Below are 21,742 nucleotides of genomic sequence, written 5' to 3'. Positions count from 1 at the left end.
TGGCCGGCTGCCTCGCTCACATTCACGGCGCCGACGTACAGCCCCTTGCCGACGACCTCAACACACGCAAGGGAGTTGACCGCCGGAATCAGCCCTGTCAGTCCCGGCTGATCGGTGCCAGTGCCGCCTCTGTCAGTTTCACCAGGTCTGCCGGTGCCAGTTCCACCTCGAGCCCCCGCCGCCCGGCCGACACACAGATCGTTCCGTGTGCCTGTGCCGAGTCGTCCAGGACCGTCGGCAGTCTCCTGCGCTGGCCGAGGGGTGAGATGCCGCCCCGGACGTATCCGGTGGTCCGTTCGGCCAGGGTCGGGTCCGCCATGGTCGCCCGCTTACCGCCGACCGCCGCCGCGAGGGCCTTCAGATCGAGGGAGCCGGAGACCGGGACCACGGCCACCGTCAGGGCGCCGTCGACGTCCGCGACCAGTGTTTTGAAGACCCGGTCGGGGGAGACGCCCATCGCCTCGGCCGCCTCCTCGCCGTAGGACGGGTGGGCCGGGTCGTGGTCGTACGCGTGCGTCGTGAAGTCCACGCCGGCCGCGGTCAGGGCGACCGTCGCGGGCGTTCCCCCGGACTGCTGTTGTTTCTTCTGTTTCTTCGCCATCCGGCTTGGCTTCCTCAGTTCAGGCTCGTCGGCGTCCGCGTCAGCTCGAACGCGGGCAGCGACGGCAGGCTACGGATGATGGCCGTCTCGGCGCGCAGCAGTTTCAGTTCGTCGCGCAGGCGGGACGCGGTGTCCGGAGCTTGCAGGAGCCGTTGCTTGGTCGGCGTGTCGTGCACCATCGCCGCCGCCACCAGGTACGACACCACGCTCGGGTCGTCCGGCAGCTCCGTGCCCGAGGACAGTGAGCGCTCGCGGGCGCCGGCCAGGCGTTTCTGGTACTGCCGGAAAGAGCGCAGGACGCCCTCGGCCAGCGCGCCCGCCTCGTCGCCCGGCTCCTCCGGCAGCTCCTCGAGCTCCCCGGTGAGGAACGGGCCCGACGCGTCGACGGAGAGCAGCCGCACCCGGGTCGTGCCCGTCGCCAGCACCTCGAACGTGCCGTCGGCCCGCTCCCGGATCGTTGCCGCGTCCGCCACACAGCCCACCGGGTGGAAGGCCTTGAGCGGCTCCGGGCCGAAGCCCGCGGCCGGCCCCCGCTCGGGCTGTGCGGTGGGGTCCGGCATGCCGGGGGCGCTCGGCGCCACCTCGTAGCCGTCGCGGATCGCCACGACGGCGAACCGGCGCGGCTCGTCCTCGGGTGTCTTGAGCAGCTCACGCATCATGGCGCGATAGCGCTCCTCGAAGACGTTGAGCGGCAGCACGAGCCCCGGGAACAGCACCGTGTTCAGCGGGAAGAGCGGGAGACGGACGGTGGTCACGGCGCCCCAGCCTAATGGTCACCGGCGCGGACGTGTCCGCCGTGCTCACCGAGGAGGGCCGGGGGCAGTGGCGCGGGCCCCGCGGCGACCGGCCGTGGACCCGGCGTCAGCAGGTGTTCGCGCAGCCGCAGGAAGTGGCCGAGCGGGTCGTCGGAGAACCGGGCCCAGGGGAACGACGTGGCGTACGGGCCGATCAGCGTGAGCAGGGCGCGCGCGTCCTCCCAGCGCTCCAGGCGCAGCAGGACGTACAGGAGCTTGTTGCGGATCCCGGCCGACCAGGGGTCGGCCGCCGGGAGGCGTGCCGACAGGGCGAGGGCGCGGTCGGCCGCGGCGTCCAGCCGGGCGCGCGGCACCTCGGGACCGCAGCCGTCGGTCAGATAGCCGAAGGCTGCGCGGGCCGGCAGCGCCTGGACCAGCGAGTCGGCCGGGGCGTCCTGCGCGGCCCGGTCGGCGAAGTCGAGGCACTCGCGGTGCGCGCCGTGCCAGGACGTGGCCAGATAGCGCAGCGCGGCCACATGGCAGCCGTGGTGGTGCGGGGCCCGCCGGACCGCCGCCGCCCACAGCTCCTCGACATAGCGGTGCCCGGCCCGGGAGCCGCGCGCGTGGTCCAGCGCGATCCGCCAGGGCACCGGATCGCGGTCGTCGGCGCGGGCGGCGGCCGTGATGAGCGGGCTGACCTCGCGTAGCAGCTCGGCGCGGGCCGGCGAGGGCCAGGCGCGGTCCACCGCCAGCTGCGCCCCGACCAGCAGCGCGCCGGGGTCCTGCGGGGCGGTCGTACGCCAGGCCTCGAACCACTCGGGGCGCGAGCGGGCGAAGGCGGCGAGGTGCCGTACGTACCGGTCGTGGTTCTCCCAGGCGGCCGCGGCGCGGGTGGCGGCCAGCAGGGTGGCCGCCGCGTCGTACTCGCCCCGGCCGGCCGCGACCAGCGCCGGGGAGAGACGGTCGTCGGGCGCGTCGAGCACGGCCTCGTCCCCGGCCGGAGTCCGGTCGGCCGGGCGCGCGGAGCGTTTGGTCATCCGGACGGCGCAGCGGATGAACGACGGCAGCGGAACCATGGTGTGACCATTGAAAGTCCGCAGGTCGGAGGCGCGCCAGAGACTTCGGGCAAGTCCCGGAAAGTTGTACGCCGGTCGGTCAAGGAGCGGCAAAGGTGACGCCTCGACGATGAGACACCTGTTCCAGTGGTCCCTCTGGTCCCTCAGCTTCGCCGCAGCAGCCGTGTCGCCCCCGCCGCCACCGTGGTCGCGAGTATCCAGCCGAGCAGGATCATCGCGCTCTCCAGCCACTCCCAGCCGCCATGGAGCTGCCACGCGCCGGACTGGCCCAGGTCGATCACGGGCAGCAGCAGGTCCAGGGTGAACAGGGCCGGGCTCCAGTACGGATGCTCGTCGTGGTTCGCCGGCAGATGGCCCGCGTGCGCGAACGCGAGCGTGCCCGCCGCCCACAGCACCGCCATCCACACCGCGGCCCGGCCCGGACGGTACCCGTAGGCGACCGTCCAGTCCTGGACATAGCCCAGGACCTTGGCGGCCGGCGGCAGGGTCTCGCGGCGCCGGCGCTGCTTGGCGAGCAGCACCTCGCGCGCGTCCTCGTCCTCGCCGGCCGCGCGCAGCACCGCCGCCAGCCGCTCGTACGGCTCCGGGGCGTACTCCGCGGTGGCCGCCGCGAGCCAGTCCAGGCGCCGGGCCAGCGGGAAGGGGCCCTGCGGCACCAGGTTCTCGTAGCTGAAGCCGCCCATGTGCAGATTGCCGGCGTCCGGCCAGGCGCCCGCGCGGTCCACCAGGTTGACGATCCGCGCCCCGGACAGCACGATCTTGCCGCGCTGTGGCTTGTCCCCGAGGAAGCGCAGCTCGGGCGCGTGCACCCGGCGCAGCGACAGTTCCTGGTCGTCGGTGAGGACGAACCGGGCCCGCTCCAGGTCGACGGCGTCCCCGAACCGCCCGTCGTCCAGGCGGATCCCGCCCCGGCACTCGAAGCGCTGGATCCGCGTCCCGCGCGCGGGAGTCGTGCCGCTCAGCAGCGGGCTGCCCACGCCGGCCGGGGTCAGATACAGGGTGCGCTCGACGGTCATCTGGGGTGCGTTCAGGGCCAGCCGGGCGTAGGGATTGGCGAGTTTCGCGCCCCGCAGGCTGAGCGACACGCCGACCTTCGCGCCGCGCAGCCTCAGCTCACCGTGCGACTCCAGCATCTCCGCCTGGAGGTCCTGGCCGACGGTCATGCCGTCCCCGGCGATCGACCGGCCGCTGTGGTCGCGGTACACGATCGCCTCGTTGAGCATCAGATCCGTGCCGATGTGCGCGTCGGTCAGCCGGATCCCGTTCTGGAAGCGGCAGCGCGGCAGGTGCAGATCGCCCTCGGTGTGCACCCGGGCCGCCTCCAGCCGCGGGACCGCGCAGTCCACCAGGCGCAGGGTGGTGAACCGGGCCTCCGGCAGCAGCACCTCGTCGTCGAAACGGCAGCCGCGCAGCTCCACGTACGGCCTGACCGTGCCGCCCGCGAGGTCCATCGGGCCGGTGATCCGGACGCCGACGAGCTTCAGCGCGGACACCCGGCCCGCGAGCGCCGGCGGCCCGTCCAGCAGCAGCCAGCACACGATCCGCGCCCGCACGGTCCGCTCGGGACCCCAGGGATGCCCGCCGTGCGGATCGTCCACGACGGCGTCGCCGCTGCTCAGGTCGTACACGCTGCCGTTGCGGAAGGCCTGCCACATGCCCGCCTCGGCCGCGGTCAGCTCGTCCGGCACGTCCCTGGCGTCCGCTGCGACGACGCCGGCCCCCTCGGTCACCGCTGTTCCTTCTCCCTCCATCGCACACGGTTTTCGTACAGCCGTTCATGCCCGCTGAGTGACAGATGGAACACCGGAGGTGAAGGGGATCTTCCGAATCCAGCCACGTTCTGTATCAGCCATTGATACGCGCGCACGGCGTCCGACCCCGGTCTGAGAGAATTGAGTCCGTGATCTCCCGAATCGATCTGCGCGGCGACGCCCTTCCCGAGGGCCCCGCCCTGCGCGACCTGCTGCCCCGAGCCGACTTCGACGTTCAGGCCGCCCTGGAGAAGGTGCGTCCGATCTGCGAGGCCGTGCATCATCGTGGCGACGCGGCGCTGATCGACTTCGCCGAGAAGTTCGACGGAGTACGGCTGGAATCCGTCCGTGTGCCGGCCCAGGCGCTCACCGACGCGCTGGCGGCCCTCGACCCGGCCGTGCGTGCCGCGCTGGAGGAGTCCATCCGCCGCGCCCGCCTGGTCCACCGCGAGCAGCGCCGCAGCACGCACACCACCCAGGTGGTGCCCGGCGGCTCGGTGACGGAGAAGTGGGTGCCGGTCGAGCGGGTCGGGCTGTACGCGCCCGGCGGCCGCTCGGTGTACCCGTCCTCCGTGGTCATGAACGTCGTACCGGCCCAGGAGGCCGGCGTCGAGTCGATCGCGCTCGCCTCCCCGCCGCAGGCGGACTTCGGCGGCCTGCCGCACCCGACGATCCTCGCCGCGTGCGCCCTGCTCGGCGTGGACGAGGTCTACGCCGCGGGCGGCGCCACCGCCGTCGCGATGTTCGCCTACGGCACCGAGTCCTGCGCCCCCGCCAACATGGTCACCGGCCCCGGCAACATCTGGGTCGCGGCCGCCAAGCGCTTCTTCACCGGCAAGATCGGCATCGACGCCGAGGCCGGCCCGACCGAGATCGCGATCCTCGCCGACGACACCGCCGACCCGGTGCACGTGGCCGCGGACCTGATCAGCCAGGCCGAGCACGACCCGCTGGCCGCCGCCGTCCTCGTCACCGACTCCCCGGAGCTGGCGGACGCGGTGGAGAAGGAGCTGGAGCCGCAGGTGGCGGCCACCCGCCACATCGAGGACCGGGTCGTGCCCGCCCTCAAGGGCAGGCAGTCCGCGATCGTCCTGGTGGACGGCCTGGAGGAGGGCCTGCGCGTGGTCGACGCGTACGGCGCCGAGCACCTGGAGATCCAGACGGCTCGCCCTCAGGAGGTGGCCGACCGGGTCCGCAACGCGGGCGCGATCTTCATCGGCCCCTGGGCCCCCGTCTCGCTCGGCGACTACGCGGCCGGGTCCAACCACGTCCTGCCCACCGGTGGCTGCGCCTGCCACTCCTCGGGCCTGTCCGTCCAGTCCTTCCTGCGCGGTATCCACATCGTGGACTACACGAAGGACGCGCTCGCCGAAGTCGCCCATCACGTGGTGACGCTGGCGGAGGCGGAGGACCTGCCGGCGCACGGCGCGGCGGTCAAGGCTCGTTTCGGATGGAAGGTACCTGACAGCAAGTGACCGGCAACCCCTCTGTGTCCCCTTGGGACGAGCTCCCCATCCGGGACGAGCTGCGCGGCAAGTCCCCTTACGGCGCGCCCCAGTTGGACGTCCCTGTACGGCTGAACACCAACGAGAACCCCTACCCGCTGCCCGAGCCGCTGGTCGAGCGGATCACGGAGCGGGTGCGCGAGGCCGCCCGCGACCTGAACCGCTACCCCGACCGGGACGCGGTCCAGCTGCGCGCCGAGCTGGCCAAGTACCTGACGAAGACGGGCAACCACCCGCTCGGCATCGAGAACGTGTGGGCGGCCAACGGCTCCAACGAGGTCATCCAGCAGCTGCTGCAGACCTTCGGCGGACCGGGCCGTACGGCGATCGGCTTCGAGCCGTCGTACTCGATGCACGCGCTCATCGCGCGCGGGACGGGCACCGGCTGGATCTCGGGTCCGCGGGGCGAGGACTTCACGATCGACGTCGCGGCGGCCGTCGAGGCGATCACCGAGCGCCGGCCGGACGTCGTCTTCATCACCACTCCAAACAACCCCACGGGCAACGCGGTTCCGCCGGAGACGGTCCTCGCGCTGTACGAGGCGGCCCAGGCGGCCAAGCCGTCGATGGTGATCGTGGACGAGGCCTACATCGAGTTCAGCCACGGCGACTCGCTGCTGCCGCTGCTTCAGGGCCGCCGGAACCTCGTCATCTCCCGCACCATGTCGAAGGCGTTCGGCGCGGCGGGCCTGCGCCTCGGCTACCTGGCCGCCGACCCGGCGGTCGTGGACGCCGTCCAGCTCGTGAGGCTGCCGTACCACCTGTCGGCCGTCACCCAGGCGACCGCCCTGGCCGCCCTGGAGCACACCGACACCCTGCTGAAGTACGTCGAGCAGCTGAAGGCGGAGCGGGACCGGCTGGTCGCCGAGCTGCGCGCGATCGGCTACGACGTCACCGAGTCCGACGCGAACTTCGTGCAGTTCGGCCGGTTCGAGAACTCCCACGAGGCCTGGCAGAAGATCCTCGACCGGGGCGTCCTGGTCCGGGACAACGGCGTACCGGGGTGGCTGCGGGTCTCCACCGGCACCCCGGAGGAGAACGACGCGTTCCTCGACGCGGTCCGTGAATTGCTGTGTTTTGTGGGGGACACCCCCACGCCCCCGAAGGAGCTTGAGGCATGAGCCGCGTTGGACGCACAGAGCGTACGACCAAGGAGACCTCCGTCCTGGTCGAGATCGACCTCGACGGCACCGGGCGGACCGACATCGCCACCGGCGTCGGCTTCTACGACCACATGCTCGACCAGCTCGGCCGGCACGGTCTGTTCGACCTGACCGTGAAGACCGACGGCGATCTGCACATCGACTCCCACCACACCATCGAGGACACCGCCCTCGCGCTCGGCGCCGCCTTCAAGCAGGCGCTCGGCGACAAGGTGGGGATCTACCGCTTCGGCAACTGCACGGTTCCCCTGGACGAGTCCCTCGCCCAGGTGACGGTCGACCTGTCCGGCCGCCCCTACCTCGTGCACACCGAGCCCGAGAACATGGCGCCGATGATCGGCGAGTACGACACGACGATGACCCGGCACATCCTGGAGTCCTTCGTCGCCCAGGCGCAGATCGCGCTGCACGTGCACGTGCCGTACGGGCGCAACGCGCACCACATCGTGGAGTGCCAGTTCAAGGCGCTGGCCCGGGCGCTGCGGTACGCGTCCGAGCGTGACCCGCGCGCGGCCGGCATCCTCCCCTCCACGAAGGGCGCGCTGTAACCCCATGAACGGTCTGTCCACGGTCCTGATCGTCGTCGGTCTCTTCCTCGTCGGCGGCATCATCTCCTTCGTCAAGCAGAAGATGCCCACGAGCCTCATCGTGCTGCTCTCGATCGGCGCGGCCATGTGCCTCGTCGCGGGCGTCATGCGGCTGGAGGTGTGGAATTGAGCAACCCCAAGCGAGTGGTCGTCTTCGACTACGGCTTCGGCAACGTCCGTTCCGCCGAGCGTGCCCTCGCGCGCGTGGGCGCCGATGTCGAGATCACGCGTGACTTCGACAAGGCCATGAACGCCGATGGACTGCTGGTGCCGGGCGTCGGCGCGTTCGCCGCCTGCATGGAGGGCCTGCGGGCCGCGCGCGGTGACTGGGTGGTCGACCGCCGGCTGTCCGGGGGGCGCCCGGTGATGGGCATCTGCGTCGGCATGCAGATCCTCTTCGCGCGCGGCATCGAGCACGGCGTGGAGGCCGAGGGCCTGGACGAGTGGCCCGGCACCGTCGCGCCGCTCCAGGCCGACGTCGTGCCCCACATGGGCTGGAACACCGTCGACGCCCCGGCCGACTCCCAGCTGTTCGCGGGCCTCGACGCCGACGCCCGCTTCTACTTCGTGCACTCCTACGCCGTCCACGAGTGGCACCTGGAGACCAACAACCCGGTGATCGAGGCCCCCAAGGTCACCTGGTCGACGCACGGCAAGCCGTTCGTGGCCGCCGTGGAGAACGGCGCCCTGTGGGCCACCCAGTTCCACCCCGAGAAGTCCGGTGACGCCGGCGCCCAGCTCCTCACCAACTGGATCGGAACCCTGTAGACCATGGCCAAGCTCGAACTCCTCCCCGCCGTCGACGTCCGCGACGGCCAGGCCGTCCGCCTCGTGCACGGCGAGTCCGGGACCGAGACCTCCTACGGCTCCCCGCTGGAGGCGGCCCTCGCCTGGCAGCGCTCCGGCGCCGAGTGGCTGCACCTGGTCGACCTGGACGCCGCGTTCGGCACCGGTGACAACCGTGCGCTGATCGCCGAGGTCACCGAGGCGATGGACATCAAGGTGGAGCTGTCCGGCGGCATCCGTGACGACGCCTCGCTGGCCGCCGCCCTGGCCACCGGCTGCACGCGCGTGAACCTCGGTACGGCCGCCCTGGAGACCCCGGAGTGGGTCGCCAAGGTCATCGCCGAGCACGGCGACAAGATCGCGGTCGGCCTGGACGTGCGCGGCACGACCCTGCGCGGCCGCGGCTGGACCCGCGACGGCGGCGACCTCTACGAGACGCTGGAGCGCCTCAACAAGGAGGGCTGCGCCCGCTACGTCGTCACCGACATCGCCAAGGACGGCACTCTCCAGGGCCCGAACCTGGAGCTGCTGAAGAACGTCTGCGCGGCGACGGACCGCCCGGTCGTGGCCTCCGGCGGCGTGTCGTCGCTGGACGACCTCCGCGCCATCGCCGAGCTGGTACCCCTCGGTGTCGAGGGCTCCATCGTCGGGAAGGCCCTGTACGCGAAGGCGTTCACCCTGGAAGAGGCCTTGGAGGCTGTGTCGTCATGACCGAAGCCGTGCGGCGCGTGCAGAGCGGAAGTCCCTGGGAAGAGAGTTTCGGGTTCGCGCGCGCCGTCGCGGCGGGGGACCGGGTGTCCGTGGGCGGCACCACGTCCTTCAAGGGCACGGTGCTGTACGGCGAGGGCGACCCGTACGAGCAGACCAAGGTCGCCTTCGGCAACGCCCTCGACGCGCTGAAGGAGTTCGGGCTCGGCATCGAGTCCGTGATCCGCACGCGTATGTACCTGAGCCATGTGCGCGACGTCGACGAGGCGGGACGGGCCCACAAGGAGCTGTTCGACTCCGTGCGCCCGTGCTCGACCCTGCTGGTGGTCGAGGGCTTCGTCGATCCGCGCATCCTGGTCGAAGTAGAGCTTGAAGCATTCAGAGGAGCCTGAGCAGTCATGACCCTGGCGGTCCGAGTCATCCCCTGCCTGGACGTCGACAACGGCCGGGTCGTCAAGGGCGTCAACTTCCAGAACCTGCGCGACGCGGGTGACCCCGTCGAGATGGCCAAGGTGTACGACGCCGAGGGCGCCGACGAGCTGACGTTCCTGGACATCACCGCCTCCTCGGGCAACCGGGAGACGACGTACGACGTGGTGCGCCGCACCGCCGAGCAGGTGTTCATCCCGCTGACCGTGGGCGGCGGAGTCCGTACGGCCGAGGACGTGGACAAGCTGCTGCGGGCGGGCGCCGACAAGGTGGGCGTGAACACCGCCGCGATCGCCCGCCCGGAGCTGATCCGGGAGATCGCGGAACGGTTCGGCAGGCAGGTGCTGGTGCTGTCGGTCGACGCGCGGCGGACCGAGTCGGGTTCGTTCGAGGTGACCACGCACGGCGGCCGGCGCGGCACCGGCATCGACGCGGTGGAGTGGGCGCACCGGGCGGCCGAGCTGGGCGCGGGTGAGATCCTGCTCAACTCCATGGACGCCGACGGCACCAAGGACGGCTACGACCTGGAGATGATCGCCGCCGTCCGCAAGTACGTCACCGTCCCGGTGATCGCCTCGGGCGGCGCTGGCAAGCTGGCCGACTTCCCGCCGGCCGTCGAGGCGGGCGCGGACGCGGTCCTGGCCGCCTCCGTCTTCCACTTCGGGGATCTGCGGATCGGCGAGGTGAAGCGGGCCCTGCGGGAGGCGGGGCACCCGGTGCGCTGACGCTGCGCTGGACTTCGGCAGATACGAAAGGGAAGTTGCGCAAAATCTGTTGTGCAACTTTTCTTTCGTATCTACCGTCGTGGGCATGGCAGGCAAGGAGAACCGGCGGATCACCGACCTCGGCACGCTCAAGGCACTCGCGCACCCGCTGCGGGCGGATCTGTACCGGCTGCTGTGTCTCGAGCGCGTCGCCACCGCGTCCCGGCTCGCCGAGCACGTGGACGAGGCCGTGTCCCTGGTCAGCTACCACCTGCGCAAGCTCGCCGAGCACGGGCTGATCGAGGCGGCCGAGCCGCGCAGCGGTGACGGACGGGAGCGGTGGTGGCAGCCCGCGTCGGACGGGGTGAGCATCCGGCACGAGGACTTCCGCGGCGAGCCGGAGAAGGCCGCCGCCCACCTCGCGGCCGCACGGCTCTTCCACGACCAGCGCGCCGCCCTCTACCGGCGGCACCTCGACGAAAGCCCCACCTGGTCCCCCGAGTGGAACACCGCCTCCGGGGACAGCGAGTCCTGGCTCCGCCTCACCGCCCCGGAACTGACGCGGCTGCGCGAGGAGCTGAACGCGCTCATCAGGAAGTACGACGAGCAAGGCCGGGCCGCCGAAGCGAACGGCGACACCGAAGGGCGTGAGAGCGTCGCGCTGCACGTGTACGGCTTCCCGTTCCGCGTCTGAGAGGAGCGGCCCGAGTGACCGCCACGCTCATACCCTCGGCCACCACCCCGGCCCACCGCGACCCCCAGGTCCGCCGCTGGCTCACCGCCTACACGTCCTCGATGCTGGGCGACAACATCTACTACCTCGCCCTGTCCTGGGCCGCCGTCCGCTCCGGGACCCCCGCGCAGGCCGGGCTCGTGATGTCGGCGAGCGCGCTGCCCCGGGCCGTACTGATGCTGGGCGGGGGAGTGGTCGCCGACCGGTTCGGGCCGCGCCGGGTCGTCATCGGCAGCGACGCCGTGCGCTGCGCGGCCGTCCTCGCCGTGGCCGCCCTGCTCTTCCTCACCAGCCCGGGACTGTGGCCGCTCGCTCTGCTGGCGGTGGTCTTCGGCACGGTCGACGCCGTCTTCGTGCCCGCCGTGGGCGCCCTGCCGGCCCGGCTCACCGAGAAGGACCAGCTCGCCCGGGTCCAGGGCCTGCGCGGCCTCGCCATCCGGTTCGCCGCCGTCATGGGCGCCCCGCTCGGCGGGCTCGGCGTGGCCGTCGGCGGTGCCCCGGCCGCGTTCGCCCTCGCCGGGCTGCTCATCGCCGGGTCCGTACCGCTGCTGGTCTCCGTACGGGTACGGGACCTGCCGAAGGAGTCCGGCGCTGTCGGGACCGCCTGGAGCGACCTCCGGGCCGGGCTGCGCCACATCCGCCGGCACCGCGTCCTCGCCCCGCTGATGCTGGCCATCGCCCTCGGCGACCTGGGCTTCGTGGGACCGCTGAACGTCGGACTGACCCTGCTCGCCGACCGACGCGGCTGGGGCGCCTCCGGCATGGGCTGGGTGCTCGCCGGGTTCGGGACCGGCGCGGGTGCCGCCTCGCTGCTGCTGGCCGTACGGGGGCGGCTGCCGCGCGCCGGACTCGTCGCCGGGTGCACGATCGTCGTGGGCTCGGTGGCCGTCGGTGCCCTCGCCTACGCACCCACCCTGGTCGCGGCCGTCGGTACGGCGCTGCTGGTCGGCCTGCTCACCGGGCTCAGCGGGGCGATGTGCGGCGCGCTGCTGCAGACCCGGGCCGACCCCGCGTACCTCGGCCGGGTCACCGCCGTCTCCAGCCTGGTCAGCCTCGGCCTCACCCCGCTCAGCATGCCGTTCGCCGCCGCTGCGATCGGGGCCTGGGGGCTGCGCCCGGTCTACGTCGTCAGCGCCGCCGTCTGCGGACTCGGCGGGGTCGTCGCCCTCGCCGTACCGGCCCTGCGCACCGCCGAACTGCCCCGCTGAACGTCACTCCCGCGACTGGATCAGCTGCACCAGATTGCCGCAGGTGTCGTCGAACACCGCCGCGAGGACCGGCCCCTGCCGCTGCGGCGGGTGGGTGAACCGGACGCCCAGGCCGCGCAGCCGCGCGTACTCCCCCCGGAGGTCGTCCACGGAGAAGACGATGCACGGGATGCCCGCGTCGTACAGGGCGCTGCGGTACGACCCCGCGATGGGGCCCTGCCCGGGCTCCAGCAGCAGCTGGAGGTCCGGCTGGGCCCCGGCGGGCGCGCCGACCGTAACGAACAGGATGCCGTCGCCCAGGTCCCGGTGCAGCCGTGTCTCGAAGCCCAGCACGTCCGTGTAGAAGGCGTGCGCCCGCGCCACGTCGTCCACGTACACACCCGTCATCGCTACCTTGATCACGGGTGGCTCCTTTCGGATCAGAAGCCGAGTTGCTTCGACTCGTGCACCTGGGCGATGGCGTCCGCGTCGCCCTCCAGGTCCACCTTGGCCGCGCTCTGCCGGCCGAAGGCGAACATCAGCAGCTCCGACGGCTCGCCGGTCACCGTGACCACCGGCGCGCCCCGGTGCGCCACCGCCGTCTGCCCGTCCGGGCGGCGCAGCACCAGCCCCGTCGGCACCCCCCGGGCCACCAGCCGCGCGGTGCGCTCCAGCCGGGACCACAGGGCGTCCTGGAAGACCGGGTCCAGCTCGCGCGCCCTCCAGTCCGGCTGCGCGCGGCGGACGTCCTCGGTGTGGACGTAGAACTCGACGATGTTGGCCGCCTCGTCGACCTGCTTCAGCTGGAACGGCGAGAAGCGCGGCGGGCCGGTGCGGATCAGCTGGATCAGTTCGTCGTACGGCTTCGCCGTGTACTCGGCCATCACCTTCTCCAGACGCGGTACAAGCTGTTTGATCAGCGTGCCCCCGGCCGCGTCCGGGCGGCGCTCGCGCACGATCACATGCGCGGCCAGATCCCGGGTCCGCCAGCCCTCGCAGAGGGTCTCGGCGTCCGGTCCGACGGTCTCCAGCAGGTCCGCGAGCAGCAGCCGTTCACGCTTGGCGAAGGTCGACATGGAAGTCAGCCTACGACCGGGCGCCATGTCCGCCCACCCGTCACCCGACCACCACCCCTCATGGAGACTCCCCCAGAGGGGGCACCCCCATCGCGCCGACGTGCTCAATCGATGGACGCGCCCCCGCGTTGTCCGTGCCGCGCGGCACAATGGCACCCATGACCAGCACGACCGGAACGCCCGGGCCCAGCAGCCTCGCCCCGGAGATCGCCGCGCGCCTCAAGCGCAGCCCCGACGGACTCGTCCCCGCCATCGCCCAGCAGTACGACACCGGCGAGGTGCTCATGCTCGGCTGGATGGACGACGAGGCGCTGCACCGCACGCTGACCACCGGCCGCTGCACGTACTGGTCGCGCAGCCGGCGGGAGTACTGGGTCAAGGGCGACACCTCGGGCCACTTCCAGTGGGTGAAGTCGGTCGCGCTGGACTGCGACGCCGACACCGTGCTGGTCAGGGTCGACCAGGTCGGCGCCGCCTGCCACACCGGCGCGCGCACCTGCTTCGACGAGGACGTGCTCCTCAAGGACGCCGATTCCGGCCCGACCGGCTCCGGTCAGTAAGGTCAGCGGCCATGGACCTCGAGACCTTCCGCAAGCTCGCCACCGACCGGCGCGTCATCCCGGTCACGCGCAAGCTCCTCGCCGACGGCGACACCCCGGTCGCGCTCTACCGCAAGCTCGCCGCCGAGCGCCCCGGCACCTTCCTCCTGGAGTCCGCGGAGAACGGCCGCTCCTGGTCCCGGTACTCCTTCGTGGGCGTCCGCAGCGCCGCCACGCTCACCACGCGCGACGGCCAGGCCCACTGGCTCGGCACCCCGCCCGTCGGCGTCCCCGTCGACGGCGACCCGCTCGAGGTGCTGCGCGCCACGCTGCAGACCCTGCACACCCCGCACCAGGAGGGCCTGCCGCCCTTCACCGGCGGCATGGTGGGCTACCTCGGCTACGACATCGTCCGCCGCCTGGAGAAGATCGGCCCCGGCGAGCGCGACGACCTCGGGCTGCCCGAGCTGACCATGCTCCTGACCAGCGACCTCGCCGTGATGGACCACTGGGAGGGCTCGGTCCTGCTGATCGCCAACGCGATCAACCACAACGACCTCGACACCGGGGTGGACGAGGCCTACGCCGACGCCCTGGCCCGCCTCGACGCCATGGAGGCCGACCTCACGCGCGCGGTGGCCCAGCCGCCCGCCGTCCTGCCGCCCTCGGAACTGCCCGAGTACACCGCGCTGTGGGGCGGCCCCGACTTCCAGGTGGCCGTCGAGGACATCAAGGAGCGCATCCGCGCGGGCGAGGCCTTCCAGGTCGTGCCCTCCCAGCGCTTCGAGACCCCGTGCACGGCGAGCGCGCTCGACGTCTACCGGGTGCTGCGGGCCACCAACCCGTCGCCGTACATGTACCTGTTCCGGTTCCCCCACGGGGAAGGAGGGGCGTTCGACGTCGTCGGCTCGTCCCCCGAGGCCCTGGTGAAGGTCGAGGACGGGCGGGCCATGGTCCACCCCATCGCCGGCACCCGCCCCCGCGGCGCCACCCCGCAGGAGGACCAGGCCCTCGCCGAGGAGCTGCTCGCCGACCCCAAGGAGCGCGCCGAGCACCTGATGCTGGTCGACCTCGGCCGCAACGACCTCGGCCGGGTCTGCCGGCCCGGCACGGTCGAGGTGGTCGACTTCATGTCCATCGAGCGCTACTCGCACGTGATGCACATCGTCTCGACCGTCACCGGCACGGTCGCCCCGGGCCGCACGGCCTTCGACGTGCTCACCGCCTGCTTCCCCGCGGGCACCCTCTCCGGCGCCCCCAAGCCCCGCGCGATGCAGATCATCGACGAACTGGAGCCGTCCCGCCGCGGGCTGTACGGCGGCTGCGTCGGCTACCTCGACTTCGCGGGCGACTCCGACACGGCCATCGCCATCCGTACGGCCCTGCTGCGGGACGGCACGGCCTACGTCCAGGCCGGAGCCGGCATCGTCGCCGACTCCGACCCGGTCGCGGAGGACCAGGAGTGCCGCAACAAGGCGGCGGCGGTCCTCCGCGCGGTGCACACGGCCAACAGGCTCAACTCATAGGAGAGTTCAGCCGGTGAACGCGGCGGTGCCGTTCGGCGTGCCGAGCCCGGACGGCCCGTCGTACCCGGTGCTGCCGGTGCACAGGTACGTGCCGCCGCAGCTGCCGTTGGAGCCGCTGGTGACGTCGTTCAGCGCCGAGGTGTGGGCGTACGGGAAGGACGACGGGTAGGAGCCGGCGGACGGGGTGCCGCCCAGCGCGTAGACCGCCGCGATCAGCGGGGACGAGGCGCTGGTGCCGCCGAAGACCATCCAGCCGCTGCCCTGGCTGTAGGTGTCGTACACCGCGACACCGGTGTTGGGGTCGGCGACCGCCGAGACGTCCGCGACCGTGCGGTTCGCACAGCCGGAGTCCTTCTGCCAGCTGGGCTTGGCGTCGTACGCGGAGCAGCCGGAGCCCGCCCCGCTCCACACCGTGTCGGTCCAGCCGCGGGTGGTGGACGACGTCTTCAGGGACGTACCGCCCACCGCCGTCACGTACTTGGAGGCCGCCGGGTACTCCACGCCGTAGCCGCCGTCGCCGGAGGAGACGGTGATGGCGACGCCCGGGTGGTTGAAGTAGGTGGAGTCGTACGACGCGTCGCTGGAGGACTCGGAGCCGCCGTAGCTGTTGGAGACGAACTTCGCGCCCAGCCGGACCGCGGTGTTCACGGCCGTGCCCAGGTTGGTCATGCTCGCCGAACTGGCCTCCACCAGCAGGATCTTGCAGTTCGGGCAGGCCGCGCTGACCATGTCGAGGTCGAGCGAGATCTCCTCGGCCCAGCCGGAGTTGCCGCGCGGGTACTTGGTGCCGCCGCTCTGGTCCACCTTCTTGAAGCAGCCGTTGGCGGTGGTGCAGGCGGACAGGCCGTACTGGGAGCGGTAGACGGCGAGGTCGGACTCGGCGTTGGGGTCGTCGTAGGCGTCGACGATCGCCACGGTCTGGCCCGAACCGCCGGTCGCGGAGGGGAGATTGTACGCCGACTGGAGCGAGGCGGGGCCGTAGCCGGAGGGAGCGGCGGCGGCCGTCAGCGCGCTCTCGGCGTGCGCCGACGCCGGGGTGCCCGCGGTGACCTGCAGGGCCTTGCAGGCCATCTGGTCCTTCTGCGTCGGGGCCGCGCAGGCGTGGGCGACGGAGACGCCGTGGGAGGCGGTGGCCGCCTGGCCGACGGGGGCGGCCAGGGCGAGGGCGGCTGTGGCGAGGGTGGCCACAGCGGTGAGGGAAACGGTTCTGCGCAACGTATGTCCTCCACGAGGTGGGTGTACCGGGAAGGGCTGTGGGGGGTGCGCGATGCCACCCCGGCGCGTGGTGTTACGTCCGGGGTGGCGCAGAACCTACGGATGTCGGGACCACGTCAACAAGATGGATATTGAAGCAGGAACAATGCTTTGCCTTTCCTGAGGAACCCGTGTGCGTCCCATGGGGAACTCGCGGGGGAATGTCGACCTCCGTATGGGTTGACGGACCCTGGGTGACAGTTCTCTTGGGGTTCGGGCGATAGTGGAGTACGTGACTGCCGTTCCTCACTCCCGTTCCGAAGCCGCCGCGCCCGCCCGGTCCGGCCGGCGGAGCCTCGCCCTGGCCCTCCTGTGCGGTGCGCTCGGCGCGGCCGTGACGCTGCTCGCGACCCGGCAGCGCTGGGCGGAGGGCACCGCGACGGTGGCCGGCGGCTCCTTCCCGCTCACCGCCAAGGGCAGCGACGTCACGGGCGTCCCCGCGGCCCTCGCGATAGTGGGCCTCGCCGCGCTCGTCGCCGTCTTCGCCGTCCGCAGGGCCGGTCGCGTCGTCGTCGCCGGGCTGCTCGCGCTGTCCGGCGCCGGGATCGCCGCCGCCGCCCTGGTGTCCGCCTCCGACAACTCCGCGCTGGACGACAAGGCCGCCCGGGCGAGCGGTGACACCTCCGCCACGGTCGCCGCGCTCAGCCACACCGGCTGGCCCTACGTCGCGGTCGCCGGCGGTGCGCTGATCCTGCTGGCCGGCCTGCTCGCGCTGCGCTACGGAAGCCTGTGGCCCGCCATGTCCGGCCGCTACGAGCGCGGCACCGACCGCCCGCGGCGCAAGGCCCGGCCGGTCGACCCCGAGCGGCCCGAGGAGATCTGGAAGGCCCTCGACCGGGGCGAGGACCCGACCGGAGCCTGAGCCACCGCTCAAGCCCGGTTCAGGTCCGGTTCAAGGCCGGTCAAGCGCCCGGTCAAGGCGAGCCGGGTGTGGCGAACCAGACGCCACCCCCGCGTCCGGCACGCGCACGGGTACGGGACAATGGATGGCGAGCGTCCGGCTCGGACAGTGACGGGCGGGCTCGGAGCCGTACGACACGTACGCCTCTCTCCTGGGACACGTACACAGCAACGAGGAGCACAGACATGGCGGGCAGCAGCCACGGCCACGGTCACACCCCGGCCGCCTGGACCGGCGTCATCATTTCCTTCATCGGTTTCCTGGTCGCGGGCGCCTTCATGGTGATGGCCAACACCGTCGGCTTCTGGGCCGGCATGGTGCTCATCATCGGCGGCGCGGTGGTCGGCGGCATCATGCGCGCCATGGGCCTCGGCGCGAACCCCAAGCCCCTCAAGATGACCGGTGGCCCCCTCGCGACCCGCGAGCCGGCGACCGCGGAGAGCTGAGCGCCACGACACCGCCCGCGAGGGGCGGCCCGGCACCCGGACAGGTGCGGGCCGCCCCTCGGGTTTTCCGCCTCTTTTCCGCCCTGGAGCCGGACGTACGGACCCGGGTGCGCCGGCGGCGGCGCGCGTGCGGGACAGGCGCGGGGCACAATGCCAGCGTGAACGCCGACAGCCGCGTGGCCCTGCCAGCGCCACCGCCGACAGCACCGCTCCCGCGGCGGCTCGCCGTCCCGGGCGCGCTGCTCGCGGCCGTCGCCGGCGCCTTCGCGTACGTCGGTGCCGTCGACCCGGACGAGCCCGGTCACTACCCCGTCTGCCCGCTGTACCGGCTCACCGGCCTGTACTGCCCCGGCTGCGGCGGCCTGCGCAGCGCGCACGCCTTCGTCCACGGTGATCTGCTCACCGCCCTGCACGACAACGCGCCGGCCGTGGCCGGCTACCTGGGCTTCGCGGTGCTGTGGACCGTCTGGGTGGTCCGCACGGTGCGCGGCCGGCCGGCGCGGCTCCCGGCCCTCGGGCCGGCGCACCTGTGGGCGATCGGCACGTTGCTGCTGGTGTTCACGACTGCCCGGAACCTGCCGTCGGGCGGCTGGTTGCATCCTTGATCACCGGGGGAATGTCCAGGTAGTAGCACTGGCGTCCGCCTGGATGCGAGGGCACCGGCCCGCTCCGGATACCATCGCATTGACCACGGGTTTTCAGAACCTGAAGAGTCCTGGAACCCGAAGAGCCTGGAACCTGAAGAACCTGAAGGAACCACCGTCTGGAAGGGGGCCGCTCGCGTGAGTGTGCTCGACGAGATCATCGACGGAGTCCGTGCCGACCTCGCGGAGCGGCAGGCACGCGTCAGCCTCGACGAGCTCAAGGAGCGCGCGGCCAAGGCACCCGCCGCCAAGGACGGGGTGGCCGCGCTGCGCGGTGAGGGCGTCAAGGTCATCTGTGAGGTCAAGCGCTCCAGCCCGTCCAAGGGCGCGCTGGCCGCGATCGCCGACCCGGCCGGGCTGGCCGCGGACTACGAGGCGGGCGGCGCGGCCGTCATCTCGGTCCTGACCGAGCAGCGCCGCTTCGGCGGCTCGCTGGCCGACCTGGAGGCCGTCCGCGCGCGCGTGGACATCCCGGTGCTGCGCAAGGACTTCATCGTCACGTCGTACCAGCTGTGGGAGGCCCGGGCGTACGGCGCCGACCTCGTGCTGCTGATCGTCGCCGCCCTGGACCAGCCGGCCCTGGAGTCGCTGATCGAGCGCGCGGTCTCCATCGGCCTCACCCCGCTCGTCGAGGTCCACGACGAGGACGAGGTCGAGCGCGCCGTGGACGCGGGCGCCAAGGTGATCGGTGTCAACGCGCGCAACCTGAAGACGCTCGAGGTCGACCGCTCCACCTTCGAGCGGGTCGCCCCCGAGATCCCGGCCGGCATCGTCAAGGTCGCCGAGTCCGGCGTCCGCGGCCCGCACGACCTGATCGCGTACGCCAACGCCGGCGCCGACGCGGTCCTGGTCGGCGAGTCCCTCGTCACCGGCCGCGACCCGAAGACCGCCGTAGCCGACCTGGTCGCCGCAGGCGAACACCCCGCACTGCGGCACGGCCGGAGCTGATCACCCAGTAGGCTGACCCCGATGACTCTCACCGTGACGACCGTGGACCGCTACGCCCGCCTGGCACGCGGCTGCCGCCCCCGCGGCTGCCGCGCCCCGGCGAGGCGCGTCCACGGTCGTCGCGTGCGATACGTCATCGGGGATGAGCCTGGGCAGGTAAACGGACGTCGATGGCAGCGCGCCCCGAAGGGGCGCGGGGCTGTATCCGACTATGCGACTCCGTCGCGTGGGCGCGACCAGCCACACACGGCCTGAGGTCGTACGACAGCTCCGCCCCCACGGCGCATAGTGTCTTTTCACGCACTCACCGTGAGGTTTGGCATGCCCAGCAACTTCTTCTTCCCTGACCCGGAGGGTCAAGTCCCCAGCGCCGAGGGATACTTCGGCGCGTTCGGCGGCAAGTTCATCCCGGAGGCCCTCGTCGCCGCCGTGGACGAGGTCGCCGTCGAGTACGAGAAGGCCAAGCACGACCCCGAGTTCGCCCGAGAGCTCGACGACCTGATGGTCAACTACACCGGCCGCCCCTCGGCGCTCACCGAGGTCCCCCGTTTCGCCGAACACGCCGGAGGCGCCCGCGTGTTCCTCAAGCGCGAGGACCTCAACCACACCGGCTCCCACAAGATCAACAACGTGCTCGGCCAGGCCCTGCTCACCAAGCGGATGGGCAAGACCCGGGTCATCGCCGAGACCGGCGCCGGCCAGCACGGCGTCGCGACCGCCACCGCCTGCGCCCTGTTCGGCCTCGACTGCACCATCTACATGGGCGAGGTCGACACCAAGCGCCAGGCCCTGAACGTGGCCCGGATGCGCATGCTCGGCGCCGAGGTCGTCGCGGTGAAGTCCGGCAGCCGCACCCTGAAGGACGCCATCAACGAGGCGTTCCGCGACTGGGTCGCCAACGTCGACCACACCCACTACCTCTTCGGGACCGTCGCCGGACCGCACCCGTTCCCGGCCATGGTCCGCGACTTCCACCGCGTGATCGGCGTGGAGGCCCGCCGTCAGATCCTGGAGCGCGCCGGCCGCCTCCCCGACGCCGCGATCGCGTGCGTCGGCGGCGGCTCCAACGCCATCGGCCTCTTCCACGCCTTCATCCCGGACGCGTCCGTCCGCCTGATCGGCTGCGAACCGGCAGGTCACGGCATCGAGACCGGCGAGCACGCGGCCACCCTCACCGCCGGCGAGCCCGGCATCCTGCACGGCTCCCGGTCCTACGTCCTGCAGGACGAGGAGGGCCAGATCACCGAGCCGTACTCGATCTCGGCGGGCCTGGACTACCCGGGCATCGGCCCCGAGCACTCCTACCTCAAGGACTCGGGCCGCGGTGAGTACCGCGCGGTCACCGACGACGCGGCCATGCAGGCCCTGCGTCTGCTGTCGCGCACCGAGGGCATCATTCCGGCCATCGAGAGCGCCCACGCCCTCGCCGGCGCCCTGGAGGTCGGCAGGGAGCTGGGCAAGGACGGCCTGATCGTCGTCAACCTCTCCGGCCGCGGCGACAAGGACATGGACACCGCCGCGCGCTACTTCGGCCTGTACGACACCGACGCCGCCGTCGCCGCCAACGCGACCGACACCGCCGAGATCGAGGGGGACGCCAAGTGAGCGGGAACATTCAGCTGCTGTCCGACACCCTCGCCGGTGCCAAGGCCGAGGGCCGCTCCGCGCTCATCGCCTACCTCCCGGCCGGGTTCCCGACCGTGGACGGCGGCATCGAGGCGATCAAGGCCGTCTTCGACGGCGGGGCGGACGTCGTGGAGGTCGGTCTGCCGCACAGCGACCCGGTCCTCGACGGCCCCGTCATCCAGACCGCCGACGACATCGCCCTGCGCGGCGGCGTCAAGATCGCGGACGTCATGCGGACGGTCAGGGAGGCCCACGCGGCCACCGGCAAGCCCGTCCTCGTCATGACGTACTGGAACCCCATCGACCGCTACGGCGTCGAGCGCTTCACCGCCGAGCTGGCCGAAGCGGGCGGCGCGGGCTGCATCCTGCCCGACCTGCCCGTGCAGGAGTCGGCCCTCTGGCGGGAGCACGCCGACAAACACGGCCTCGGGACGGTGTTCGTCGTGGCGCCGAGCAGCAAGGACGAGCGGCTCGCCCGGATCACCGCGGCGGGCAGCGGCTTCGTCTACGCCGCCTCGCTCATGGGTGTCACCGGCACCCGCGAGTCGGTCGGCGCGCAGGCCCAGAACCTGGTCGAGCGGACCAGGGCCACCGGCACCGACCTGCCCGTCTGCGTCGGCCTCGGCGTCTCCAACGCGGCCCAGGCCGCCGAGGTCGCCGGCTTCGCCGACGGCGTCATCGTCGGCTCGGCGTTCGTGAAGCGGATGCTGGACGCCCCCGACCACGCGTCGGGCCTCGGGGCCGTCCGTGAGCTGGCCGCGGACCTGGCGAAGGGCGTGCGCGGACAGGCGTAACCGTCAGTAATGCGGAACATTCGG

At 72.1% G+C, this 21,742-nt stretch carries 26 protein-coding genes; 19 read left to right on the top strand and 7 right to left on the bottom strand.

What is annotated here, in order from left to right:
* Nucleotides 1-97 precede the first annotated feature (97 nt).
* From ybaK to ACH47Z_RS01580, 4 genes are all read right to left on the bottom strand, one after another.
* Nucleotides 98-601, bottom strand: a complete 504-nt coding sequence (ybaK, locus tag ACH47Z_RS01595) for a Cys-tRNA(Pro) deacylase (RefSeq protein ID WP_399069321.1) — start codon at nt 599-601, stop codon at nt 98-100.
* Nucleotides 602-615: 14 nt separating this feature from the next.
* Nucleotides 616-1,356, bottom strand: coding sequence for an LON peptidase substrate-binding domain-containing protein (locus ACH47Z_RS01590; RefSeq protein ID WP_399069319.1), 741 nt, complete (start codon nt 1,354-1,356; stop codon nt 616-618).
* A gap of 11 nt (nt 1,357-1,367) precedes the next feature.
* Nucleotides 1,368-2,411, bottom strand: coding sequence for a hypothetical protein (locus ACH47Z_RS01585; protein ID WP_399069317.1), 1,044 nt, complete (start codon nt 2,409-2,411; stop codon nt 1,368-1,370).
* A gap of 143 nt (nt 2,412-2,554) precedes the next feature.
* Nucleotides 2,555-4,141 carry an oxidoreductase gene (locus ACH47Z_RS01580; RefSeq protein ID WP_399069315.1) on the bottom strand — a complete coding sequence of 529 codons (1,587 nt, stop codon included), beginning with the start codon at nt 4,139-4,141 and terminating at the stop codon, nt 2,555-2,557.
* Nucleotides 4,142-4,311: 170 nt separating this feature from the next.
* Here ACH47Z_RS01580 and hisD point away from each other — a divergent pair, with 170 nt between their 5' ends.
* From hisD to ACH47Z_RS01530, 10 genes are all read left to right on the top strand, one after another.
* Entirely contained in the window at nt 4,312-5,637 is a 1,326-nt protein-coding gene (hisD, locus tag ACH47Z_RS01575) for a histidinol dehydrogenase (RefSeq protein ID WP_399069313.1), read from the top strand.
* Nucleotides 5,634-6,788 (top strand): histidinol-phosphate transaminase, encoded by a 1,155-nt coding sequence (locus ACH47Z_RS01570; protein ID WP_399069312.1) that lies wholly within the window; start codon nt 5,634-5,636, stop codon nt 6,786-6,788. The genes hisD and ACH47Z_RS01570 overlap by 4 nt, the downstream gene beginning before the upstream one ends.
* A complete protein-coding gene (gene hisB, locus ACH47Z_RS01565; RefSeq protein ID WP_365579311.1) occupies nt 6,785-7,378 on the top strand; it encodes an imidazoleglycerol-phosphate dehydratase HisB in 594 nt (197 codons plus the stop codon). The genes ACH47Z_RS01570 and hisB overlap by 4 nt, the downstream gene beginning before the upstream one ends.
* Nucleotides 7,379-7,382: 4 nt before the next feature.
* Entirely contained in the window at nt 7,383-7,547 is a 165-nt protein-coding gene (locus tag ACH47Z_RS01560; protein ID WP_046729563.1) for a hypothetical protein, read from the top strand.
* Complete coding sequence (gene hisH, locus ACH47Z_RS01555) at nt 7,544-8,185, top strand: imidazole glycerol phosphate synthase subunit HisH (RefSeq protein ID WP_399069309.1); 642 nt, start codon at nt 7,544-7,546, stop codon at nt 8,183-8,185. The genes ACH47Z_RS01560 and hisH overlap by 4 nt, the downstream gene beginning before the upstream one ends.
* 3 nt (nt 8,186-8,188) lie before the next feature.
* Nucleotides 8,189-8,914 carry a bifunctional 1-(5-phosphoribosyl)-5-((5-phosphoribosylamino)methylideneamino)imidazole-4-carboxamide isomerase/phosphoribosylanthranilate isomerase PriA gene (gene priA / locus ACH47Z_RS01550; RefSeq protein WP_399069308.1) on the top strand — a complete coding sequence of 242 codons (726 nt, stop codon included), beginning with the start codon at nt 8,189-8,191 and terminating at the stop codon, nt 8,912-8,914.
* Nucleotides 8,911-9,303: a RidA family protein gene (locus tag ACH47Z_RS01545; RefSeq protein ID WP_399069306.1), complete on the top strand. Its 393-nt coding sequence runs from the start codon at nt 8,911-8,913 to the stop codon at nt 9,301-9,303. The genes priA and ACH47Z_RS01545 overlap by 4 nt, the downstream gene beginning before the upstream one ends.
* Before the next feature lie 6 nt (nt 9,304-9,309).
* The gene (hisF, locus tag ACH47Z_RS01540) at nt 9,310-10,065 is read left to right on the top strand and encodes an imidazole glycerol phosphate synthase subunit HisF (protein ID WP_399069304.1); all 756 of its coding nucleotides are present in this window, start codon (nt 9,310-9,312) and stop codon (nt 10,063-10,065) included.
* Between the two features lie 85 nt (nt 10,066-10,150).
* Nucleotides 10,151-10,738, top strand: a complete 588-nt coding sequence (locus ACH47Z_RS01535; protein ID WP_399069302.1) for an ArsR/SmtB family transcription factor — start codon at nt 10,151-10,153, stop codon at nt 10,736-10,738.
* Nucleotides 10,739-10,752: 14 nt separating this feature from the next.
* Nucleotides 10,753-11,985, top strand: coding sequence for an MFS transporter (locus ACH47Z_RS01530; protein ID WP_399069300.1), 1,233 nt, complete (start codon nt 10,753-10,755; stop codon nt 11,983-11,985).
* A gap of 3 nt (nt 11,986-11,988) precedes the next feature.
* Here the strand turns inward: ACH47Z_RS01530 and ACH47Z_RS01525 are convergent, their stop codons facing one another.
* Together ACH47Z_RS01525 and ACH47Z_RS01520 are read right to left on the bottom strand one after the other, a co-directional pair.
* Nucleotides 11,989-12,387, bottom strand: coding sequence for a VOC family protein (locus ACH47Z_RS01525; RefSeq protein ID WP_399069298.1), 399 nt, complete (start codon nt 12,385-12,387; stop codon nt 11,989-11,991).
* 17 nt (nt 12,388-12,404) lie between these two features.
* Nucleotides 12,405-13,040, bottom strand: coding sequence for a TIGR03085 family metal-binding protein (locus ACH47Z_RS01520; protein WP_399069296.1), 636 nt, complete (start codon nt 13,038-13,040; stop codon nt 12,405-12,407).
* Nucleotides 13,041-13,198: 158 nt separating this feature from the next.
* Here ACH47Z_RS01520 and hisI point away from each other — a divergent pair, with 158 nt between their 5' ends.
* Both hisI and ACH47Z_RS01510 read left to right on the top strand, forming a co-directional pair.
* On the top strand, nt 13,199-13,600 hold the full coding sequence (hisI, locus tag ACH47Z_RS01515) for a phosphoribosyl-AMP cyclohydrolase (RefSeq protein WP_399069294.1): 402 nt from the start codon (nt 13,199-13,201) through the stop codon (nt 13,598-13,600).
* A gap of 11 nt (nt 13,601-13,611) precedes the next feature.
* Entirely contained in the window at nt 13,612-15,105 is a 1,494-nt protein-coding gene (locus tag ACH47Z_RS01510; RefSeq protein ID WP_399069292.1) for an anthranilate synthase component I, read from the top strand.
* A gap of 6 nt (nt 15,106-15,111) precedes the next feature.
* Here the strand turns inward: ACH47Z_RS01510 and ACH47Z_RS01505 are convergent, their stop codons facing one another.
* Nucleotides 15,112-16,320 carry a peptidase S8 gene (locus tag ACH47Z_RS01505; protein WP_399069290.1) on the bottom strand — a complete coding sequence of 403 codons (1,209 nt, stop codon included), beginning with the start codon at nt 16,318-16,320 and terminating at the stop codon, nt 15,112-15,114.
* A gap of 262 nt (nt 16,321-16,582) precedes the next feature.
* On the opposite strand from ACH47Z_RS01505, the gene ACH47Z_RS01500 reads away from it, so the two are divergent.
* From ACH47Z_RS01500 to trpA, 7 genes are all read left to right on the top strand, one after another.
* Nucleotides 16,583-17,221 carry a TIGR02234 family membrane protein gene (locus ACH47Z_RS01500; protein WP_399069289.1) on the top strand — a complete coding sequence of 213 codons (639 nt, stop codon included), beginning with the start codon at nt 16,583-16,585 and terminating at the stop codon, nt 17,219-17,221.
* A gap of 224 nt (nt 17,222-17,445) precedes the next feature.
* Complete coding sequence (locus ACH47Z_RS01495) at nt 17,446-17,706, top strand: HGxxPAAW family protein (RefSeq protein WP_399069287.1); 261 nt, start codon at nt 17,446-17,448, stop codon at nt 17,704-17,706.
* Between the two features lie 158 nt (nt 17,707-17,864).
* Nucleotides 17,865-18,311: a DUF2752 domain-containing protein gene (locus ACH47Z_RS01490; RefSeq protein WP_399069285.1), complete on the top strand. Its 447-nt coding sequence runs from the start codon at nt 17,865-17,867 to the stop codon at nt 18,309-18,311.
* Between the two features lie 177 nt (nt 18,312-18,488).
* Nucleotides 18,489-19,298: an indole-3-glycerol phosphate synthase TrpC gene (gene trpC / locus ACH47Z_RS01485; protein WP_399069282.1), complete on the top strand. Its 810-nt coding sequence runs from the start codon at nt 18,489-18,491 to the stop codon at nt 19,296-19,298.
* A 21-nt stretch (nt 19,299-19,319) separates the two neighbouring features.
* Nucleotides 19,320-19,553, top strand: a complete 234-nt coding sequence (gene trpM, locus ACH47Z_RS01480) for a tryptophan biosynthesis modulator TrpM (RefSeq protein ID WP_399069280.1) — start codon at nt 19,320-19,322, stop codon at nt 19,551-19,553.
* Nucleotides 19,554-19,619: 66 nt separating this feature from the next.
* Nucleotides 19,620-20,903, top strand: coding sequence for a tryptophan synthase subunit beta (gene trpB, locus ACH47Z_RS01475; protein WP_399069278.1), 1,284 nt, complete (start codon nt 19,620-19,622; stop codon nt 20,901-20,903).
* Nucleotides 20,900-21,718, top strand: a complete 819-nt coding sequence (gene trpA / locus ACH47Z_RS01470; RefSeq protein WP_399069276.1) for a tryptophan synthase subunit alpha — start codon at nt 20,900-20,902, stop codon at nt 21,716-21,718. Before trpB ends, trpA begins: the two co-directional genes overlap by 4 nt.
* Nucleotides 21,719-21,742 lie beyond the last annotated feature (24 nt).

The sequence above is a fragment of the Streptomyces sp. NPDC020192 genome, assembly GCF_044388685.1.
Classification (GTDB): Bacteria; Actinomycetota; Actinomycetes; order Streptomycetales; family Streptomycetaceae; genus Streptomyces.
This window is presented reverse-complemented; position numbering and strand designations above follow the sequence as displayed.

Bases quoted from the DNA above. Each gene is read 5' to 3' on its own strand.
- ybaK (WP_399069321.1), bottom strand. From the start codon at position 601: ATGGCGAAGAAACAGAAGAAACAACAGCAGTCCGGGGGAACGCCCGCG.
- ACH47Z_RS01585 (WP_399069317.1), bottom strand. From the start codon at position 2,411: ATGGTTCCGCTGCCGTCGTTCATCCGCTGCGCCGTCCGGATGACCAAA.
- hisB (WP_365579311.1), top strand. From the start codon at position 6,785: ATGAGCCGCGTTGGACGCACAGAGCGTACGACCAAGGAGACCTCCGTC.
- ACH47Z_RS01560 (WP_046729563.1), top strand. From the start codon at position 7,383: ATGAACGGTCTGTCCACGGTCCTGATCGTCGTCGGTCTCTTCCTCGTC.
- priA (WP_399069308.1), top strand. From the start codon at position 8,189: ATGGCCAAGCTCGAACTCCTCCCCGCCGTCGACGTCCGCGACGGCCAG.
- ACH47Z_RS01545 (WP_399069306.1), top strand. From the start codon at position 8,911: ATGACCGAAGCCGTGCGGCGCGTGCAGAGCGGAAGTCCCTGGGAAGAG.
- hisF (WP_399069304.1), top strand. From the start codon at position 9,310: ATGACCCTGGCGGTCCGAGTCATCCCCTGCCTGGACGTCGACAACGGC.
- ACH47Z_RS01535 (WP_399069302.1), top strand. From the start codon at position 10,151: ATGGCAGGCAAGGAGAACCGGCGGATCACCGACCTCGGCACGCTCAAG.
- ACH47Z_RS01520 (WP_399069296.1), bottom strand. From the start codon at position 13,040: ATGTCGACCTTCGCCAAGCGTGAACGGCTGCTGCTCGCGGACCTGCTG.
- hisI (WP_399069294.1), top strand. From the start codon at position 13,199: ATGACCAGCACGACCGGAACGCCCGGGCCCAGCAGCCTCGCCCCGGAG.
- ACH47Z_RS01510 (WP_399069292.1), top strand. From the start codon at position 13,612: ATGGACCTCGAGACCTTCCGCAAGCTCGCCACCGACCGGCGCGTCATC.
- ACH47Z_RS01495 (WP_399069287.1), top strand. From the start codon at position 17,446: ATGGCGGGCAGCAGCCACGGCCACGGTCACACCCCGGCCGCCTGGACC.
- trpM (WP_399069280.1), top strand. From the start codon at position 19,320: ATGACTCTCACCGTGACGACCGTGGACCGCTACGCCCGCCTGGCACGC.
- trpB (WP_399069278.1), top strand. From the start codon at position 19,620: ATGCCCAGCAACTTCTTCTTCCCTGACCCGGAGGGTCAAGTCCCCAGC.